Here is a 20,035-nt window from a genome sequence, read left to right on the forward strand (position 1 = left end):
TTGTGCAGGCTATCTCGCCAGAAGCGCAATCACGGAATAGGGAAATCCTGATGTCGAACATGATGAAGGCGCTTGTGAAGGCCAAGGCCGAACCGGGCATCTGGATGGAAGAGGTGCCGGTGCCGGAAATCGGCCCCAACGACGTGCTGATCAAGATCAAGAAGACGGCGATCTGCGGCACCGACGTGCACATCTACAATTGGGACCAGTGGGCGCAGAAGACGGTGCCGGTGCCGATGGTGACGGGCCATGAATTCGTCGGCACCGTTGCCGATTTCGGCGCAGCGGTCACCGAATACAAGGTCGGCCAGCGTGTATTGGGCGAAGGCCACATCGTCTGCGGCCATTGCCGCAACTGTCGCGCCGGGCGAGGGCATCTGTGCCGCAACACACTCGGCGTCGGCGTCAACCGTCCAGGCGCCTTCGGCGAGTATCTGGCGATCCCGCAGCACAATGTCGTGCCGATCCCCGACGATGTGCCCGATGAGATTGCCGCGATCTTCGATCCCTTGGGCAATGCCGTCCACACCGCATTGTCCTTCGATCTGGTCGGCGAGGACGTGCTGGTGACTGGCGCCGGGCCGATCGGCATCATGGGCGCGCTCGTCGCCCAATGCGTCGGCGCGCGCAAAGTGGTCATCACTGACATCAACCCGGTGCGGCTGGCGCTAGCCAAGAAACTCGGCGTCCAGCATGTCGTCGACGCCTCGAAGGAGAAGCTGCGCGACGTCATGCCGGTGCTCGGCATGACCGAGGGGTTCGACGTCGGGCTCGAAATGTCAGGCGCCGCCCCCGCTTTCCGCGACATGATCGACACCATGAACAATGGCGGCAAGATCGCCATTCTGGGCATCGCGCCGACCGGCTTCGAGATCGACTGGAACAAGGTCATCTTCAAGATGCTGCATCTCAAAGGCATCTACGGCCGCGAGATGTTCGAAACCTGGTACAAGATGATCGCGCTTGTGCAGGGTCCGCTGGATGTCTCCGGCCTGATCACCCACCGCATCGGCATCGACGATTTTCAGATCGGTTTCGATGCGATGAAGAGCGGCAGTTCCGGCAAGGTGGTGATGGACTGGTAGGGATTGCCTTGGCCGCTATTCAGGAAAAGCTGACGACAGCACCTCTGGTCCGCCGGACATTTTCCAACTAGGGGAACATGGCTGGGTGGAGAGCTATGGCTCCGCTACGTGCGCTCGCTAATCATACACGGCGACGTATCGCGGCCCACCCGGTGACGGTCGATGGGGCAATTCGCTTCAGTCGATGACGGAAACCCGGTGAACCGATGCTGAGGCCCCGACGCGATCGTCTATTTCCTATGATCTGCGATTGAGGTCGAGGTGTTGCCGCTTTCAGCGGGTAAAATGCGATAGACGACTTCCGGTACCCTTCCGGTCAGCGAAAAGGAAGGCAACGAGCCGCATTGCCTCAAGCAAAATGTTACCAATAGTGTCCTGTTCCAAAGGGGATGGACAGGTCGTGCCATTCCGGTTCGGGGGAAGGATGGCGCGGCTCAGCATGGCGACACGGTGAAGCGGCGATCGTGGAGCTTTATTGCGGCGTTGACAAGCGGCGCATTCTGGATGAGTTCGAGGCGGTAACCGGCTATTATTCGCAAGCGCGCGATCCGTCTTATGAACCGTCGTGAGCAGAGGCCGTCTGCGGGCAAGAGCCGCAGCCGCTGTTACGGCAGCGATGTCCGCGACGCGCTCATCGTGTTGTGGGAGGATTCGGAGCGGCTGGGTCCGCATCGACGCTCGCGGCGGCCAGCGCCGCCGGGCAGGAATGAGTTCGCAGTTCGCCGCTCGGTGCCAGCCCGCACCTTCGGCGATTGGAAAGATCCGCCGCCCGGCTTTGTTGAGCGCATTCGGGCACGTCTTCGTCAGGGAGCTTCGTGCAGACGATGGTGCTGACCGGATTGCCGCCGGCTGGACCGATTGCATTCCGCTCCGCACGCGCGACAGCGGCAATGTGATCATGGCGATCAAGCAGGCCCGCTCCCGGTTTCGCTGACCCTGTGCTGCTGTTTGCCGGCATCCGCCCGCACAGGAAGAGCTTGTAAAAGCGGTCGGTGCGGAAATCGAGGAGCCGTTGGTCGTCGATCTTCAGCCTGAACGCGGTCGTTTGCTGGTGCCGCAAATCGGCTGTTGCATGTACATCCCTGTCAGACGTCAGTTTTCCTCGCCTATTTTGGTGTCGAGCGCGAAGTGCTCCAACCAGATTGCAAGGCTTTTTGGAAATGAGAGCGGCTTTGCGCAGGGCGCTCCGTTGTTGAGCATTCAAGCTACCAAGCCAATGACGCGCAGGTTCCACCAGGCTCGCCAGCCTTGAAGGACAGCGAAAAAAGCAGAGCACGACAGACACAACAGTGCATCAGGACGCCGCAGTCGTTGAAGATGGTGCGCTGCATCCATACCGTGGATGCATTCGATCCAAATAATCGATTTGTTCAATCAGTTTCTCGAAAGCTAACCCTACCCTCTGTGGGAATCGGGCTCTGAGCCGCGACGCTGCCTTGCGAGCGCAGGGGCTGCACGTAGGAGAGATGATGCAACGAGAAATCGCACGCGGGTTGCTGGCCTCGTGGGTTCGCCGACCGGCGTATTTGAGCCCGTCAGTTGGTCCTCACCCGCGCCTATTGCCACCGAGCGACTTGCATGTCCCTCCGACTCGGACCAGTTCCGAGAGCTGCGACGAGTTGCGCGCCGTGTGCTCCGATCAGATGGCCGCCGGTGACGCGTTCGATGGGCCGTCCCTCTTCGAGAGGAGATGAAATGCGAACGCTGCTCGTGGATCATCATGCGGATCTTGCGCGCGCCATGCGACTTGCGCTCGGGGATGGCGGCTTCGTCGTTGATGTCGTTGGTACTCTGGAACTGGCTTCGAGTGCATTTTCTTGCGCCAGCTATGAAATTCTCCTGCTGGAATTGGCTCTGCCAGATGGCGATGGCTTGGGTTGGCTGAGGCAGTTGAGGACCCACGGGCATTCAGTTCCTGCCGTCATTATGAGCAGCCTTAACGATCTCGATAAGCGAATTGCGATCTTCAACGGTGGTGCGGACGACTTTCTGCTCAAACCCATCTCTACCGATGAGCTTATTGCCAGAATGAGAGCCATTCTGCGCCGGGCGACACAGATGACCGACCTGAGGCTCGTATTTGGCAATCTCGACTTTGATCCGGTCGCCCGCCAGGTTTTCGTTGATGGGCACCCAATGATGATCGCACGTCGCGAACTCTGTATTCTAGAGCACCTGCTTAACCGGGCAGGCCGCATCGTGCCCCGTGCGCAATTGGAAGATCACCTCTATTCATTCAACGACGACGTGTCTGCCAACGCGCTTGAAGTCGGAATTTATCGTTTACGGGGACATCTGACCAGATCAGGTGCAACGCCACGGATCAAGACCATCCGAGGCATTGGTTACATCCTAGAATTGACTGACGCCTCGTCCGCATAGTTTGTCGAATCGAAAGAAGATCTATTTTGCTGATCCTTCAACATCCTTGCCATGCGCTCAATTGGCGGGCGATCGCCAACAAGGTTACAAGACCTGCAGTTCCCCGTTACCTGGGCCATCTCCTCTGCGCGCTTATTGTGACTTTCCCACTTGGTGTCGCGGCGCAAAACAAGCAGGACAAAGGCCCGCCGCATGCGGCTTCGAATAGCATCAACGCCACGCTGACCCTTTCCTCTTCGCTCGGGGAGACCGTTCATCTGCCCGCGCCAGCCACGACCATCTTTGTTGCTGACCCCACGATCGCGGATTTTCAGGCGCCATCGAGCAAAACAATCTTCGTCTTTGGCAAGAAATCGGGGCGGACCAGCCTATTCGCCTTGGATGGCAATGGCGAGCCTCTCGCCGAATTGCGTATCGTTGTCACGCAACCGATCGGGGATTTACGCGCCATGTTGCGGGAGCAGGTCGGCGACTATCCCATCCGCGTCAACTATACGCCGCGCGGCGCAATCCTTAGCGGGACGGCGCCCGACGCAGAGGTCGCCGACACCGCAAAAAGAGTCACTGAGCAATATCTGGGCGACGGAGCGCAAGTCGTCAACAACATCAAGGTCGCTGGATCCCTGCAAGTTAACCTCAGCGTGCGCGTAGCCGAAGTCTCACGCAGCGCCATGAAGTCACTCGGCGTCAACTTGTCCGCCTTCGGTCAAATCGGCAATTTCAAAGTGGGCGTTCTAAGCGGAAGCGCTGCAAGCGCTGGGTCTGGTTCAACCCAGGGTGGCGGTACAGCAGAAATCGGATTCGACAACGGTGCCGTCAACGTCAGCGCGGTTCTCGACGCGCTCGCCAAGGAGCATATAGCTTCCGTCCTGGCTGAGCCGAACCTCACCGCTATGTCGGGTGAAAAGGCCAGCTTTCTCGCGGGCGGCGAATTTCCCATTCCTGTCCTGCAGGAAAACAGGCAGGTATCGGTTGAATTCCGTCACTTCGGCGTCAGTCTGGAATTTGTGCCGACAGTTCTCAGCAACAATCAAATCAACATTCACGTAACGCCCGAAGTCAGTGAACTGTCGACGCAAGGTGCCGTGCAAATCAACGGAATTTCCGTGCCGGCAGTTTCCACGCGCCGAGCCGATACGGTCGTCGAACTCGCCAGCGGCCAGAGCTTCGCAATCGGCGGTCTAATCAGGCGGAACGTCAACAATGATGTCAGGGCCTTTCCCTGGCTCGGAGAACTGCCGATCCTGGGACCGCTTTTTCGCTCGACCTCGTTTCAAAAAGAGGAGTCAGAACTGGTCATTCTAGTTACGCCTTACATTGTAAGACCAGGCTCCAACCCAAACCAGATGAGCGCACCGACCGAGCGGGCGGCACCGGCTTTGAACGGAGGGGGCGCTCCGACGAATTCCGTGACAAGTCCCCCGCGAGACCGCGCTGCTATCCGTGCGGGCGCGCCAAGCGCCCAGGGCGGTCTCGGCTTCATCATCGAATAGTGTCATCCAAAGATGTTGCGTTTTATAATCCTCTTTGTCGCTCTGGCACCAAGCGTAAGTGGCTGCACAAGCACTACGCCAGTTGATGTCGAACCATCGGCACCAATGCTTGTCCGAGAGGAGACCACCGTCCTGACGTTGCAAAGCCTGCGCGCTTCCGAACGGCAGCGTTTGCGTGTTTTCCTAGACAAGGCCAGTCGCGGCCGGTTCGATGCCATCCACCTCCTCATCAGCGGTTCGCCCCAGCTCAGCGCAGGGGTAGCCCATCAGGCCAGGCAGTTGGCAATCGAAGAAGACAACATTCAATTGCGCGATCAACACGACGCCGGCTCAGTGCGAATTGAGGCGATTGTCTATCACGCCCGTCCGCCGGTCTGTCCCTCATATGGTGCCTTACCCAATGAAGAATCCTTCAAACAGCCGCTTGGTTGTTCGACAGGACATAACCTGGCCGTGATGGTCAACGATCCGCGCGATCTGCTCGACAATCAGGCCGTCAAGGCCGGCGATGGCGATCGTGCTTCTGTACCAGTTGCAACTTACAGAACATTCGGGACGGATAAAGGTGGCTGATACCGCCCTTATCTCGGCAGCACTCCTACCGGAGATTGAAAGCTTCCAATCGCGTCCTGATCTAAAATAAAAGGAACCGCTGGATGCAATATAGGCGCTATATCGAGGGCCTTAGGGCCGTTGCTGTACTTCCGGTCGTACTCTTTCATTTCGGAATTTCGGCGATCCCGGGTGGCTTTAGCGGGGTCGATATCTTCTTCGTCATCTCCGGCTACCTAACCAGCGGAAGCCTCCTGGATGACCTTGAACGCGGCCAATTTTCCATCGTCAACTTCTACTGGCGCCGTGCCCGGCGCATTCTGCCGGCGCTCGTCTTTGTGATGCTTCTCACCTGCATTGCAGCATTGTTCATTCTTCTGCCACCGGATCTGCGCGGATTCAGTCTTAGCATCATAGCTACCTCGACCTTCTGGTCGAACGTTTTCTTCTGGAAAACGTCAAGTTACTTCTCTATCGATGCCGCGCTTCTACCACTGTTGCACACTTGGCCGCTTTCCGTAGCGGAGCAGTACTACATCTTCGCACCAATCCTGATGTTCCTAATCTATCGCTACATCGGGAAGCGCTGGCTGACGACACTTCTTCCGATAATTCTCTGCAGCTTCGTAGTGGCGGTGATGGCGACATCGCTGGCACCCACCGCCGGATTCTATCTGCTGCCGACCCGAATCTGGGAACTCATGTTGGGCGCCCTGCTCATGCTCAAATGCCCCTCGCCGCTGGGCAACCGATTCCTGATGGAGTCGGTGGGGGTGGCCGGATTTGGCCTTCTCGCCATCGGGTTCTTCGCGATTTCGGCGAGTGATCCGTTCCCAGGCTACAACGCCTTGTATCCATGCATCGGAACGGCCCTTCTGATCTATGTTGGCCAAAATACCCCCTCGACGGTCGCCACCCGCATGCTCGAAGTCCGGCCGCTGGTCTGGATTGGGCTCATCTCGTATTCGTTGTATCTTGTTCACTGGCCTCTCAATGCGTTCGCGCACTATCTTTCGTTCCAAAAACTCGATCCGTTGATGACCGGTGCGATGTTGGTGGCAAGCCTCGCATTGGCTGCATTCTCCTGGAAGTTTGTAGAGCAGCCGTTTCGACAGAAGAGGGCCTTCACCTCCCCGGGGCCTATCTTCGCCTTTTCAGCGCTCGCGATCGTTGTCCTTTGTGCCGGCGGAGCGGCGGGGGCGCTCGGCAATGGCTTTCCGCAACGGTTTCCGGACTATGTCCAGCGGCGCATTTCCGTCGGGGACTGGAGGAATGGCATCTGTTTCAACGAGGGCACCAGCCGGATCGAAAGCTGGAATATGGAGGATTGCACGCGCACCAGCGGTTTTCCAACAACGGTTTTTTTGTGGGGCGACTCCTTCGCCGCGCACTATGTTTCCGGCTTGGGTGCTAACATAAATCGATTGCAGGCGAACATCGTTGAATATACGTACGCCAGCTGCGCGCCGATACTCTATTACTACCCTTACGATCGTCTTGATTGTGTCCGGTTCAATCGCAAGGCCTTGGACGTCATCTTGGAAGCGGACATCAAGACGGTTATCCTCAGCGGTAGATGGAGTGACTATGAGGTCAGAGGTTTCGACGGTCTTCAGCAAACAATCGCTACGCTTCGTGCCCTGGGCGTGCGCGTGTTTGTCATCGGCCAGTCTCCGCAGTTCCCAACTGACGTCCGGAAAATTGCGTTCTTCGCCAAGCGCCAAAATCTGGACGATACGTCCTGGCCGATCGCGATGGACCCCGACATCAACGAACGTGTGCGCTCATTTACCAAAGGCGCCACATTCATCGATCCGCTGAAATTCCTGTGCAGCGCAGGACGCTGCGCCTATTCCGATAGAGGAGAGTTTTTATATTTCGACTATGGTCATTTCTCTTCAGCCGGCGCCACACTGGCAATCTCGAAATACTGGCCGGCTTTTGGCAAGGACAATGCTCTTCCTAAGACGAAGTAGCGGCTCAGCGGCTGACAAGCACCAGTACGGGTCCCAGTGATAGCTCCTGCTTCCGCAGCAGCCGCGACGATGGAGCTGTTCAGGTTTAAGGCCCCCCGATAGTGACCTAGGATGGGTGCTGCCACGCGGCTCGGACTCAGCGTGCATTATCACGTAAATGTTGAGAGAATGAATGGCGCCGCGAAGGGCAATTCCAGCCGTCCAAAGCGACAGGCGTGTCGCGGCCTCGACATTGCAGTGGCGCTTACCTAACACGGCCTCACACTGCCCTCTAAGCGGCCCCGAATTTGAACTGACGGCCCCTGGCCGGTTCATCGGGCAGGTCAAGGGCTAGGTGTAGTACACAGGGCTCATAACTTTCAGTTTCTAGTTGGTACGATGGGCCGTGGACGGTCGATGCAGACTTCAAGATGGCGAACGAAGCTCTCCATGCGTGCGTTGTCGAGGCAAGTGCCTTTGCCATGCTCGCGACTGGAGAGATTTCAAAATGAGCCTTGTAAGCGGAGAATGCCGCCGACGCTGTTCGGCTTGCTCGTGCCCTTGACGGCGGTAGGCTCGGCAGGGCCGAGGCCAGAGTTGCCGTAGTGGTCGTAATCGACCTCGGCTGTGACCGTGAAGCCGGGAACGACCATGTAGGCGACGTTTGCAGCCACACCAGCATCCTTGAGCTGATCACCCGAGACCTGAAGGTTGAACGAAGTTTTCTCGTCAAACTCGTAGGTGGCGCCCGCCCAGAAAGCCCACTGGCCGTTCCAGATTTTGTACGAGCCGCGCCCATGATTGGCAATTGCGCCGTTTGAGTCCTCGTTGAGACTGGCATTGGAACCGTAGCCGAAGAGTCCAAACAGCGACAGCTGGTTTGTGACAGCGACGTCGACGCGGATCTTGCCGGCAAAAGCTTCGTAATTGCTGTCATAAGCCGCGACGCCGGTGATCGAGCCCCAGCCTTGCGTGTATTTCAAGCCGGCGACAACGTGCGGAATATAGCTGTCGATAGTACCGGCTGAGCCCGATCCTTGTTCGAGCGAAATCACAGTCGAAATGCCGTTGCCGGCGTCGAAGTGGTACTGAGCCACGTTGGTGTCGAAGCCGGCCGACGGAACGAGCATACTATCGAGAACGTCGCCAGCGTAGCTTACAAACGTATCGAAGGCCGACCCCTCCTTGCCAACTCGCAGGCCTCCCAGCTCGACCCAGGCAGAAGCCAGTGCGAGGCCGCTGTTGAAATCATAGTTCTGAGGACTGTCATGCGAGTTAGCGCTGTTGCCAAAATTCACGTGGGTTTCGGTATAGGTCGTCAACGCGCCGAGCTCGGTCTGCTGGCCGGTCCAAGTTTTGAACGTGAAGCGTGTGCTGTTTCGCCAAGTGCCTTGGTCCTCGCCAGTTCTCACGTCCGAGGTTCTTGCGCTGTCATACGATCGGACGTCACCCAGGCCGATATCGTAACGGACATAGCCGCCGATGCGCAGGCAGGTCTCGGTGTTGGGAATATAGGAATATCCCGAGCCGAGGACGTCGCAGATCTTGATGTACTCGGCCGGTTCCCGCTCGGCGCCAGCTGCTCGACCGACGGAAACGGTCATCAGAGCAGTTAAGCCGAGAAGAGGACTCTTGATGTACATGTCTAGATCTCCATGAAGGAATAAAAAGGATAGAGGCGAAAGAGCAAGCTTTTCCTCTAAATTTTGTGCGTGTTGTCTCCAATATGTGGACGCCAAAGCGCTTGACACGAGAGGTGAGCCAGCGTAAAAGCCACATGTACTTATAATAGTGTTTTCTGTTAGGAGATTCATTATCGTTTACATGTGAAACACTCCGGTCGGACCGCTGCAGCTCTCCGAAATAGAGCAGCAAGCGACATGCCAACCTGAAGCGTAAATGCGGCCGACACCAAAATCGGGCCGACGCGCCTTCGTCTCGCTGGAATCACTTTTTTTGAGGGTCACTGCGAAAAGCAATGTGCGACACGGTTCGCCATGTTCGATATGTGACAGTCTCGTTTAACAGCGACGGCTTCCCGTCTGACCGCAACGGAGGCCGCGCCATGCGCTACCGAGAAGGATCACTGCGCGTACGCTCCGCAAGGGCTGCGCCAGGAACAGAGGGCGTGCGCGTCCGAGGCGTCGCATGGTGGCCGCAGCACCTTTTCGCCGCTGTAAGTTCGCCGTGCAGGTACATTGCGCGGCCGGAAGCGAGAGGGAGCGCACCCTGAAACGGCTGCCTACGGCTCGCCTCGAGTAATTGGCGATGAACAGCATTCTCGAGAACTTAGTCTCGACGGAAAGAGCAACGAAAGGAAGCCGCTTGGACGAGCACGATCCGAAGGAAGAACCGATCGAGACCATTTTCCGCAACGGCACAATCACTGCCGTGGGTATCCTGCTTGCCTTTTCGCTCGGCTTCCTCACTCATTGGGCCGCGAACCCCTTGCCATGGCAACTCTACGATCTGTTCGCCGTAGTGCCGATCCTGCTCGGCATCGCACTGCAGATGAGAGCGCTGTCCATGCTGCTCGACATGAGTTCCTTGCGGCGCCCCATCTACGAACGCGCCAATCGCATTTTCATGGTCGGCCTCATCCAGACCGCGTGTGGCGTCGGCATGGCCATCTTGGTCGATCTTTTCGGGATATCGGTAGGGGGCACGCTGCCCGGCGCTTGACGACAAGCCACACCGCCGCTCTTCGCTCGAAGCGACGTCAAGCCGGGGAACCTTGTGCACCCCCTAGCGGCGTCCTCCTTTCATCAAATGAGCCGACGTCAGCTTTAGAGCGTCTCGGTGGCTAAAGCCGGTATGGTTTTTCGGCCGGCAGGGAAGGCCGCTGGCTGGACCTGGATGGCGTCTGAACGAGGCTTGACAGGTCCGTTGCGTCGGACATGAATTTCGCATTGCAAAGTTCTTCCGCAGACGCCTCAAGCACACTGCACTGGCGTCACGTACTACTCAGACGTTGAATGCGGCACCGCACCATCACCTCAGGCGCAACCATGGCACGCGCGCTCCCCGGCGTGGTTGACCCCATCCTGTCCAAACGAGACTGCGACATAAGCGGGACGCACTGACTTAGGTCAGAGACCAGGACGAGCGCGCAACGAAAGAATGATGGATCAGCGACGTGGGATGACAGCTCCTTGCACACCTCAATCCTGACAAAGTACCGGGACCCCCGGCCGCCTTGGTATACCATCTATCCGACTGTGCCAGACTTCTCTGCGGCAGTTGGTGCTGACGATTATGAGGAATGGCTGGGGGCCTCCCGGCCGACGAATCGGTGTCGCTCTATTTCCACATTCCGTTTTGCCGATCCATGTGCTGGTATTGCGGCTTCCCTACCGCGGTCATCCGTCGCAACGGCCCGATCCTTAATTATTTAGCGGTGCTGCGTCAGGAGATCAGTTTGGTGTCGGAGCAAGTGCGGCAAGGGCTGCCGGTGAGCGATGTGCATTTCGGCGCGGAACGCCTCACCTTATCGGGCCAGCCGAGCACTTGGCGCTGATGGAATTTCTACGCCGCCACTTCGCTTTCAGCAAAACTGCTGCGATCACCGTGGAGATCGATCCCCGAACGTTCACACCGGAAATGGCCGAAGCCTTGGCAGCTAACGGTGTCAACCGCGCGAGCATCGGCGTGCAGAGCTTTGATCCCGATGTGCAAAGGCGATCAATCGGATCCAGAGTAAGGTGCAGACGGCCGCTGCAGTCCAAAATCTCCGCCGGCATGGCGTTGGCCATATCAACTTCGACCTCATCTTCGGTCTACCGAAACAGACTGTGCAGTCCTGCATCCAGACCGCGATGGCTGCGGTCGCCATGCGCCCCAACCGGCTTGCGGTGTTCGGATACGCGCATATTCCTTCCGTGATAAAGAACCAGCGCCTATCGAGCAGGCAGGTCTACCGGACGGCGATCTTCGCGCCGAACAGGCTGCAGCTGTCGCCGAGACACTGGTTGGCGCTGGCTACCGGGAGATCGGGCTCGATCATTTCGCTCCGCCGGACGACGAACTCGCGCTAGCGCAGAAGACCGGGCGCGCCTACGGCGTAATTCGCTGGGATACTCGGCCGATACTTGCAAAACGTGATCGGCTTAGGCGCGTCGGCTATTGGCCGAGTCCGCGAGGGGTATGTTCAGAACGAAGTAACACGGGATTCTTACGCCCGGCACATCGCAAGTGGACGTCTGGCGACATCAAAGGGTCACCGTCTGACCGACGATGACCGGGTGCGCGCAGCGATCATCGAGCGACTGATGTGCGATTTGGAGGCCGACGTGCCGACCATCTGTGCCGCCCACGAAATCGAACCAGCTCGTTTTCTCGATTCAGTTGAGAGTTTGGTGACGCTGGCTGAGGAGGGGATCCTGGACGTCGAAAACGGCTTCATCCGCGTGCGGCCGGAGCACCGCTTTGTTGTTCGCGCCGTTGCTGCTGCATTCGATGCTTTTCTCGCGAATCGATGAGTTGAGGCCACGACGCCGAAAGGCATCAAACCTTGTTTGGCGCTCGTCGGCATGGGCTCTCGCAGAAGACTCCGCAAGCGTATGCAGGGGACTTCCACTTGACGCCGCGTTCACCATCATCTCGCCTGGGTGCGCGCGAAAGCGCACAACCCGGAGCACGCTGCTCTCGGTGTGAGGCTGTGCTCTGCAAAGCACCGGTGATCCACCCTGTCCCTGGACAGCAGCTTGATGGCGTCATCTTGGAGGACGAGAAAAGATTGTCGAGGTACGGGTACGAATTGCCTCGGTCGTCCGTTCAATCGAAAGCACTGTCTGCGGAGGCACCTCTCCTTCATGCAGTGACAGGAGATGCTGGGCGACTTCCTTATCTGCTGCGGTGAGTCGATGATTTAGGCGGAGAAAGTCCATCCAGGTGGGGGTGCGGAATGTCTCCGTCCAAAGTGACGGTGTTTGCAGATTTCGCTGGAGCGTCCAGTTTCGTGCACCGGCACGGCTCTGGACGTGTCGCCGCGTGCGCATGGAGCCCAGAAAGGCCTCGATATTTTCCTCCGATATCAAATACTCGACCTTGGCCACGATAGGGCCACTTCTGGGTTTCAGATCGAGAGCCACGTCCGGCGGATGAAAAACTGAACTTTCTTGATCGGTTTCTTCCCAGGGACGGACCGGCAACACGATCCCCGCTGCTGCAACCAGCAACAGAGCGCCTGCGGCGCCCTCCAATGCTAAGGTCAAGGAATAGTTTTGCGCGACAGAACCCCAGATCCAGCTGCCAGCAGCCATACCGCCTGCGCTCAAGGCGTAGTAAATGGAGAGCGTGCGGCCTACAACCCACCTTGGGCTTGCCAACTGCACCGACACGTCAATGCCCGTCCAGGTGATAAGCCAACCCGCTCCGCCGAGCGCCAGCGAAATGGCCGCCACAGGAATCGACGATGTAAGGGCAAGGGAGAGGCAACAGACTGCACAAGCCACAGAGGCGAAGGCCACCAGCCTGTTTTGAGACGTGACCTTCCTCAAGAAGCCGTTGCCCATGCCCGCGATGAAAGCACCCATGCCGAAGCCGGCCAATAAGATACCGTAGACAATTGGCCCACTCTTCAACTGATCCCGGACGACGAGGGGGAGCAACGCCAGAATGGAGATGCTTGCCAATCCGAAAAGAGCGGCTCGGGCGGTCGCTGCCCTGATCTCCAAAGACATCGCAGTAAAGCGCACTCCGTCATGAATTGCCGTCGTCATTCTCTCACGAGGGAGAGGCGAAGAGCGGACCTCCCATTTGGTGCGCCATATCGCGCTTATGGGCGCCAGATCACTCACCGCAGCCAAGGCGAAAGCGGCCAGCGGCCCAAAGACGGCCAGGATCACGCCCCCCAAGGCCGGACCAACGCTGCGCACAATGTTGTATCCGACGGACATAAGCGTCACTGCGGCCGGAATGTCGCGTTTGTGAAGGATATCGCCGACCGAAGCGTGCCAAGCCGGATCATTCAAGGCAAAGCCGCAGCCGGCCAGGAAACCTAACCCGAGAATCAGCCAAGGACTGACAAATCCCAGACCCACAGAAATCATCAGCGTCGTCGACGCCGATGCTATCAGGCAGTGTCCCGCAAACATCACCCACCGGCGGCTGAAGTTGTCGGCAATGGCTCCGGCGAAAACTGAGAGGAAGAACACCGGCAATGTGGATGCGGCCTGGACGAGTGCCACCATGAGGTCGGACGCTGAAATCGTTGCCATAAGCCAACTGATGGCGACCGTTTGCACTAGCCAACCGAGGCTGGAAATCTGGGTGGCCGCCCAAATTGAGCGAAACACCTTGTTTCGAAATGGGGCGAGCGTCTTTGAAACGGGCGGTTGAGGATTTTCGCTCTGCATGAGGTATTGCTGGCCTTCGATGAGCGCTGCGATTTGAGCAAGCGGGTCGATACTTAGACATCGCGGAGCACCGCACGGAACCCAGCTCTATGGAGCTTGCCGGCGACTATTTACGTATTGAGCCATTCTCATAGTCTCATTCATGAGCAGTCCTGTGCGCAAGCATTGCTTTGCTAAATTCCCACCACAAGCGCGCCGCCGCTGAGACCCGCACCCGCTGCCGCCAAGAGGACTTTCTCGCCAGGCCGAAACGGCTGCGCCCGATGGGCCAGCGACAATGAGAGCGGGATCGTCGCGGCGGAAGAGTTGCCATATTCGGCGATCGTCTTGACGATCGAGTGATCAGCGATGCCGAGGTTCCTGCCGACCGCGTCGAAAATGCGCGCATTGGCCTGATGCGGCACGAAACGATCGAGGTCTTGCGGCCTCAGTCGGGCAGCAGTGAGCGCATCTCTCGAGCAGGCGGTCATCATCTCCACGGCCTTGCTGAATACTTCACGGCCGTCAGTGATCGTCATCCGTGTCTGCGCGAGGTCGAGGTCGGCATGGAACGGAGTGTTGCTTCCCCCGGCGGGAATCTGGATTAGCCCGTAGCGCGAGCCGTCGGAATCCACCGAAGCGCCGAGAATGCCTCGATCCGGGTCATCGCAAGGACTGATCACCATGGCGCCGGCGGCATCGGCAAACAGCACGGCGCTGGCGCGCTCGGCCAAATTGATGCGGTGGCTGAGGATGTTGGCGGCGATGACAAGGCTCGCTTTGCCGTGCAGGCGGGTGAACCCGTCGGCGAACATCAGCGCATAGATGAAGCCGGCGCAGGCGCCGGTCAGGTCGATCGCTCCGGCGCGGCCTAGCCCCAGCCGATGTGCGACCAGCGGCGCGCTTGGCGGCAGAAGGTGATCGGGCGTCGACGTGGCGAGCAAGAGTAGACCGACGTCGCCGCGGTCGATACCGGCATTGGTCAGCGCCATGTCGCCGGCAGAGGCGGCAAGGCCCGACAGCGTGTCTTCGTCTGTTGCCCAGAAGCGCGAGCGAATTCCGGTGCGCCGCTCGATCCAGCCGGGCTCAAGCCCGAGCCGGTCTTCGATTTCCGGGTTCTCGACCTTGCGCGCCGGCGCATGATGGCCGAAGCCGAGAACGCGCGACGATAGGTTCATGGCCGCGAGCCGAAGCGTTCGCCGGCCTCCTCTATCGCGTCATAGAGCCCGCCCAATTCGTCGCTGGTGATGCAATAGGGCGGTAGAAGATAGAGGACATTGCCGAGCGGGCGCACAAGTAGCCCCCGCTCAAGGAAAAAAGCGCGCAGTTTTGGCCCGATCTCGGCCAGATAACCGGCTGAGCCGGTGCGTAGGTCGAGTGCCGCGATGGTGCCGGTTGTCCGGCAGTCGGTGAAATATGGATTGACCCGGAAGCGTTGCAGCCCGGCGGCCTGCCTCGCGCTCAAGACCGCGATCCGCTCGGCCACCGGCTCGTCACGCCAGATCTCGACATTGGCAAGTGCTGCCGCGCAGGCGATCGGATTGGCGGTGTAGGAGCTCGAATGGAAAAACGTCTTCTTGCGATCCTCCGAAAAGTGAGCGTGGAAGATGGCATCGGTGGCGATCGTGGCGGCCAGCGGGATGGTACCACCGGTCAGACCTTTCGAGGTGCACAAGATGTCGGGCGAGACGGACGCCTGTTCGCAGGCAAACATGGTTCCGGTGCGCCCCCAGCCGGTCATCACTTCATCGGCGATCAGCAGCGTGCCGGAGGCTTCGGCGATCCTCTTCAATTCGGCAAGAACCCAGGCCGGATACATCAGCATGCCGCCGGCGCCAAGCACCAGCGGCTCGACGATCAGCGCGGCTGCGCGCCGGTCGCGGCTAACGGCCTCGAACCGATCCAGCGTTTCCTGCTCGCGCCCGGCGGCCGGGAAGGGGATGGCGTCGACCTCGAACAGCAAAGGATCATAGGCGGCGTTGAAGACGCCGCGGGCGCCGACGCTCATCGCCCCGATCGTGTCGCCATGATAGCTGTGCTCCATGACGGCGATGCGCGAACGCGGCGCGCCGATGTTGCGGAAATAGCCGAGCGCCATCTTCAGCGCGACTTCGACTGAGGTGGAGCCACTGTCGGAATAGAACACCCGGTCGAGGCCGGCGGGTGCGATGCCGATAAGCGCCTCGGCCAGCCGTTCGGCCGGCTCGTGGGTGAAGCCCGCGAAGATGATCTGGTCGAGGCTCGACGCGGTCGTCTCGATGGCCTTCATGATGCGGGGGTGGCGATGGCCATGGGTGACGACCCACCAGGAAGAAATCGCATCGAGGATGCGGAAGCCGTCGGCCTTGTGGAGATAGGCGCCTTCAGTCAGCACGATTTCAGGGACCGAGGGCTCTAGCGCGTGCTGCGTGAACGGATGCCAGACTCGAGACTCCGCCATCAGTCGCCTCCGGCAATCATGGCCAGGTCGAAGCCGGAAATCATTGCATCTCTCAACGTTTCACCCGTCAGCGGACCGAGGTGCGGCAGCCTGCCCAGCTGCGGCACGCCGCCGAATTCCACGATTGTCCTTTGTGTATCGGCCACCTCTTCGCCAATGAAGGCAATGCCGATGAGCGGGATGGAGCGGGCTCTCAGGGCCTCGATCGACAACAGCGTATGATTGATGGTGCCAAGCGCGGTGCGGGCGCACAGTATGACCGGCAGCCGCCATTGTTCGAATATGTCAATGAACCTTGTCTGTCGATTGAGCGGCACCATCAGCCCGCCGGCGCCTTCGATGACGAGCGGTGTCGGCAGGACCGGAAATGAAAGATCGTCGGCCTCGATCGCGACGCCGTCGATTTCGGCTGATCGATGCGGCGACAGCGGCATCGTCAGTCGATAGACTTCGGGCAGCACGCGTCCGTCGGGCAAGCCGGAAAGCCGGGCGACGACCTCGCTGTCGGTCTCCTCGTTGAGGCCCGATTGCACCGGCTTCCAGTAGAAGCCGTCGAGCAGCCCGGCAAGTCCGGCCGAAAACACTGTCTTGCCAATTCCAGTGTCTGTTCCGGTGACGACGATGCGTTTGGTCATGCTGTGGCCAACACTCCGACGAGAGCCTCGACCATGGCGGAAATGTCGGCTTCGTCGACGTTGAGAGTCAGCGAAATGCGCAGGCGCGACGTACCCTCAGGCACTGTCGGCGGGCGAATGCCGCGTATGTCGAAGCCGCGTGCCTGCAGTCCTGCCGCCACCGCCATGGTGCGGCTGTTATCGCCGATCACAAGCGGCTGGATCTGCGAACCGCTGGGCATCACGCCGCAGCGTTCGGCCAATTGCCGGCTCGCGAAAGCGACACGCTCGTGCAACTGAGCACGACGCATAGGCTCGTCAGACAGAATAGTCAGCGCCTCACGTGCCGCGACTGCCATCAGCGGCGATGGTGCGGTCGCATAGATGAATGGCCGGCACCGGTTGATAAGATAGTCGCACAGTGTTCGCGGTCCGGTAACGAGCGCGCCGGATGCGCCAAGCGCCTTGCCGCATGTGTGGAGCGTGACGATGTTGTCGCGGCCTTCATACGCGGCGGCCAGTCCCCGGCCGTCCGGTCCCCAGACGCCGGTGGCATGCGCTTCATCGACGACGATGAATGCCTGGTACCGATCAGCCAGCGCGACCAGGCTCTCCATCGGCGCACGGTCGCCATCCATGCTGTAAAGGCTTTCGAAGGCGATCCACACCCGCCCCATGCCGCCTTCGGCGCGCCAGCGGGTGATTGCGTCCTCGACAGCGTCGACGTCGTTGTGCGCGGCCAGCTTGAACTCAGCGCGCCCGGCCTGGGCACCCTCATGCATGCTGGCATGAGCGAGCTCGTCGAGGACCAGCAGGTCGCCTTTCTGCGGCAGGGCCGTCAGCAGAGCGAAGTTGGCGATATAGCCGCTGCCGAAGAACAGTGCACGCTCGGCTCCGAAAAATGCCGCTGCGTCCGCCTCCAGTTGCTCATGTTCCGGTGCATTGCCGCGCAACAGCCGCGATCCGGTGGCGCCCACTGGCGTGCCCCGCGCAATCGCCGTCGAAACCGCATCGCCCAGTCTTTTGGAGGCGGCAAGTCCGATATAGTCGTTCGACGAGAAGTCGAGCCCGGCGCGCGGTGCGAGCGTCCGCAACCGGTCCTTGCGCCCCAGTCCCCGCAAGGTTGCGTCATAGCGGGCAAGAATTGCCTCCTTCATTGCGTGGCGAGTTCCATAGGCTCAATGCCGAGGCGCCGGAACAGAAGGGTATCCTTGTCCTCGCCGGGATTTCCCGCCGTCAGCAGCGTGTCGCCGACAAAGATCGAATTGGCCCCGGCAAAGAAGCACAGCGCCTGCGTTTCGTCGCTCATCGCCGTCCTGCCGGCGGACAGCCTTACATAGGATTTCGGCATCATCACCCGCGCGAGCGCAACGATGCGGACGAAATCGATCGGATCGATGGCGTCGGCCGCGGCAAGCGGCGTGCCTTCGATGGGAATAAGCATGTTGATCGGCACGCTTTCCGGCGGCTCGGGCAGGTTCGCGAGCGTGACCAGCATGTCGATGCGATCGGTCTTTTCTTCTCCCATCCCGACAATGCCGCCGCAGCAGACTTTCATCCCAACCGCGCGCACGTGCCCAAGCGTTTCCAGCCGGTCGGCAAAAGTCCTGGTTGAAATAACCTCGCCATAGTAGCGCTCAGAGGTATCGATGTTGTGGTTATAGTAGTCGAGACCGGCCTGCTTCAGGCGAGCAGCTTGCTCAAGATCGAGCATGCCGAGCGTCATGCAGGTCTCCATGCCGAGGGCCTTGACGCCCTCAATCATGGCGACCACAACCTCCATGTCGCGCTCCTTGGGACTTCGCCACGCCGCGCCCATGCAATAGCGCGTTGCGCCGCCATCACGCGCCATGGCCGCTTCGTCGATGACATGCTTGACGTCCACCAGCTTCGACGCCTTCACACCGGTTTCGTAATGCGCAGACTGGCTGCAATAGCCGCAATCTTCGGGGCACCCGCCGGTCTTGATGCTAAGGAGCCGCGACAGCTGCACTCGGTTTCGATCGAAGTTCTGGCGGTGGATCGTCTGAGCTAGGAACAGCAGATCGTTGAATGGCATGCCGTAGATGGCCTCGGCCTCTTTGCGGTTCCATCGCGGAGGCGTTCCATCGACCGATTGCATGGTCTGGTTCACGTCGAACTCCGAGTTCATTCCAATCGTCATCGTCAAACCTTTGTTTGCTAGTCCGGTACGCCTTCTTGGCTTTGGGGCGCACTCGCTAAAGGCGAGCTGCGGCACGTCTTTCCAGCACCTCCTACGCCTGCCGAGCTGATGTTGCTCCTCACGCCGTAATCCTCAGTTCAAGTGCTTGCAGATGTTCTGGTGGTCCGGCATGTCCAGGCCGATGTCGAGGATCGGGGCGCTGTGCGTCAGCCAACCCATGGAGATGAGATCGACACCGGTCGCCGCAATCGCCGCCGCCGTTTTCGGCATCACCCGACCGGACGCCTCGGTGATCGTACGGCCATCCACTATAGAAACCGCGCGGGCAAGATCCTCGACCGACATATTGTCGAGCAGCACCGCGTCAACACCAATCGCGAGCGCTGCATCGAGCTGCTTCAGCGTGTCGACCTCGACCTCGACCTTCACCATATGCCCTGCTGCGGCGCGCGCCCGCTCTATTGCTGTGCGGATATCGCCGGCGATCGCGATGTGGTTGTCCTTTATGAGCACGCCGTCATCGAGGCCGAACCGGTGATTGGCACCGCCGCCGACGCGCACGGCGTATTTCTCCAATGCCCGCAGCCCGGGCGTCGTCTTTCGCGTCGATACAATCCTCGCCTTGTGACCGCGCACGGCCTCAACCATGGCCGCTGTGGCAGTGGCAATGCCGCTCAGCCGGCATAAGAAATTGAGGGCCGTGCGTTCGGCCGTGAGCAGGCCTCGTGCGGGTCCGGACAATCTTGCAATGGTTTCCCCGGCCCCAACCTCGCTGCCATCAGGGCGCCAGATCTGGATGTTGATCGCCGGTTCCACGAGAAGGAAGGCATACGAGACCAGATCGAGCCCGGCAACGACGCCCGCCTGCCTCGCTTTGAGCACCAACGTGGCAGTGCAATCATACGGGATAACCGCATCGGTGGTCAGGTCGCCGGATCTGCCCAGGTCTTCGAGGAGCGCAACGCGCACAATCGGTTCGATCAGGGTCGCGGGGAGGGGGGAGAATGAAGTCATA

At 59.6% G+C, this 20,035-nt stretch carries 14 protein-coding genes and 2 pseudogenes; 8 read left to right on the top strand and 8 right to left on the bottom strand.

Annotation, left to right across the window (positions count from 1 at the left end):
* Nucleotides 1-50: 50 nt before the first annotated feature.
* From tdh to EJ067_RS19880, 6 genes and pseudogenes are all read left to right on the top strand, one after another.
* Nucleotides 51-1,085, top strand: coding sequence for an L-threonine 3-dehydrogenase (tdh, locus tag EJ067_RS19855; protein WP_126063920.1), 1,035 nt, complete (start codon nucleotides 51-53; stop codon nucleotides 1,083-1,085).
* 714 nt (nucleotides 1,086-1,799) lie between these two features.
* A pseudogene (locus tag EJ067_RS35490) lies at nucleotides 1,800-1,968 on the top strand (transposase); the annotation flags it as partial.
* Nucleotides 1,969-2,780: 812 nt separating this feature from the next.
* Entirely contained in the window at nucleotides 2,781-3,467 is a 687-nt protein-coding gene (locus tag EJ067_RS19865; protein WP_024505585.1) for a response regulator transcription factor, read from the top strand.
* A 71-nt stretch (nucleotides 3,468-3,538) separates the two neighbouring features.
* Entirely contained in the window at nucleotides 3,539-4,960 is a 1,422-nt protein-coding gene (locus tag EJ067_RS19870) for a type II and III secretion system protein family protein (protein ID WP_050580548.1), read from the top strand.
* Between the two features lie 12 nt (nucleotides 4,961-4,972).
* Nucleotides 4,973-5,533: a CpaD family pilus assembly lipoprotein gene (locus tag EJ067_RS19875; RefSeq protein WP_063169261.1), complete on the top strand. Its 561-nt coding sequence runs from the start codon at nucleotides 4,973-4,975 to the stop codon at nucleotides 5,531-5,533.
* An 83-nt stretch (nucleotides 5,534-5,616) separates the two neighbouring features.
* A complete protein-coding gene (locus EJ067_RS19880) occupies nucleotides 5,617-7,488 on the top strand; it encodes an acyltransferase family protein (RefSeq protein WP_126080682.1) in 1,872 nt (623 codons plus the stop codon).
* Between the two features lie 482 nt (nucleotides 7,489-7,970).
* Here EJ067_RS19880 and EJ067_RS19885 read toward each other — a convergent pair whose 3' ends face one another.
* The gene (locus EJ067_RS19885; protein ID WP_126063922.1) at nucleotides 7,971-9,110 is read right to left on the bottom strand and encodes a porin; all 1,140 of its coding nucleotides are present in this window, start codon (nucleotides 9,108-9,110) and stop codon (nucleotides 7,971-7,973) included.
* 682 nt (nucleotides 9,111-9,792) lie between these two features.
* On the opposite strand from EJ067_RS19885, the gene EJ067_RS19890 reads away from it, so the two are divergent.
* Together EJ067_RS19890 and hemN are read left to right on the top strand one after the other, a co-directional pair.
* A complete protein-coding gene (locus EJ067_RS19890; protein WP_024505577.1) occupies nucleotides 9,793-10,149 on the top strand; it encodes a hypothetical protein in 357 nt (118 codons plus the stop codon).
* Nucleotides 10,150-10,619: 470 nt separating this feature from the next.
* Nucleotides 10,620-11,945, top strand: a pseudogene (gene hemN, locus EJ067_RS19895) (oxygen-independent coproporphyrinogen III oxidase).
* Between the two features lie 234 nt (nucleotides 11,946-12,179).
* Here the strand turns inward: hemN and EJ067_RS19900 are convergent.
* From EJ067_RS19900 to nadC, 7 genes are all read right to left on the bottom strand, one after another.
* Nucleotides 12,180-13,823, bottom strand: coding sequence for an MFS transporter (locus tag EJ067_RS19900; RefSeq protein WP_126063923.1), 1,644 nt, complete (start codon nucleotides 13,821-13,823; stop codon nucleotides 12,180-12,182).
* Between the two features lie 173 nt (nucleotides 13,824-13,996).
* Nucleotides 13,997-14,980 carry a beta-ketoacyl-ACP synthase III gene (locus EJ067_RS19905; RefSeq protein WP_126063924.1) on the bottom strand — a complete coding sequence of 328 codons (984 nt, stop codon included), beginning with the start codon at nucleotides 14,978-14,980 and terminating at the stop codon, nucleotides 13,997-13,999.
* The gene (locus tag EJ067_RS19910; RefSeq protein WP_126080683.1) at nucleotides 14,977-16,242 is read right to left on the bottom strand and encodes an adenosylmethionine--8-amino-7-oxononanoate transaminase; all 1,266 of its coding nucleotides are present in this window, start codon (nucleotides 16,240-16,242) and stop codon (nucleotides 14,977-14,979) included. The genes EJ067_RS19905 and EJ067_RS19910 overlap by 4 nt, the downstream gene beginning before the upstream one ends.
* Nucleotides 16,242-16,877: a dethiobiotin synthase gene (bioD, locus tag EJ067_RS19915; protein ID WP_063169254.1), complete on the bottom strand. Its 636-nt coding sequence runs from the start codon at nucleotides 16,875-16,877 to the stop codon at nucleotides 16,242-16,244. Before bioD ends, EJ067_RS19910 begins: the two co-directional genes overlap by 1 nt.
* Complete coding sequence (locus tag EJ067_RS19920) at nucleotides 16,874-18,013, bottom strand: 8-amino-7-oxononanoate synthase (RefSeq protein ID WP_024505572.1); 1,140 nt, start codon at nucleotides 18,011-18,013, stop codon at nucleotides 16,874-16,876. The genes bioD and EJ067_RS19920 overlap by 4 nt, the downstream gene beginning before the upstream one ends.
* Nucleotides 18,010-18,978: a biotin synthase BioB gene (gene bioB / locus EJ067_RS19925; protein WP_245454882.1), complete on the bottom strand. Its 969-nt coding sequence runs from the start codon at nucleotides 18,976-18,978 to the stop codon at nucleotides 18,010-18,012. The genes EJ067_RS19920 and bioB overlap by 4 nt, the downstream gene beginning before the upstream one ends.
* Before the next feature lie 174 nt (nucleotides 18,979-19,152).
* A complete protein-coding gene (gene nadC, locus EJ067_RS19930; protein ID WP_024505570.1) occupies nucleotides 19,153-20,034 on the bottom strand; it encodes a carboxylating nicotinate-nucleotide diphosphorylase in 882 nt (293 codons plus the stop codon).
* Between the last annotated feature and the right edge of the window lies 1 nt (nucleotide 20,035).

Source organism: Mesorhizobium sp. M1D.F.Ca.ET.043.01.1.1 (genome assembly GCF_003952385.1).
GTDB lineage: Bacteria > Pseudomonadota > Alphaproteobacteria > Rhizobiales > Rhizobiaceae > Mesorhizobium.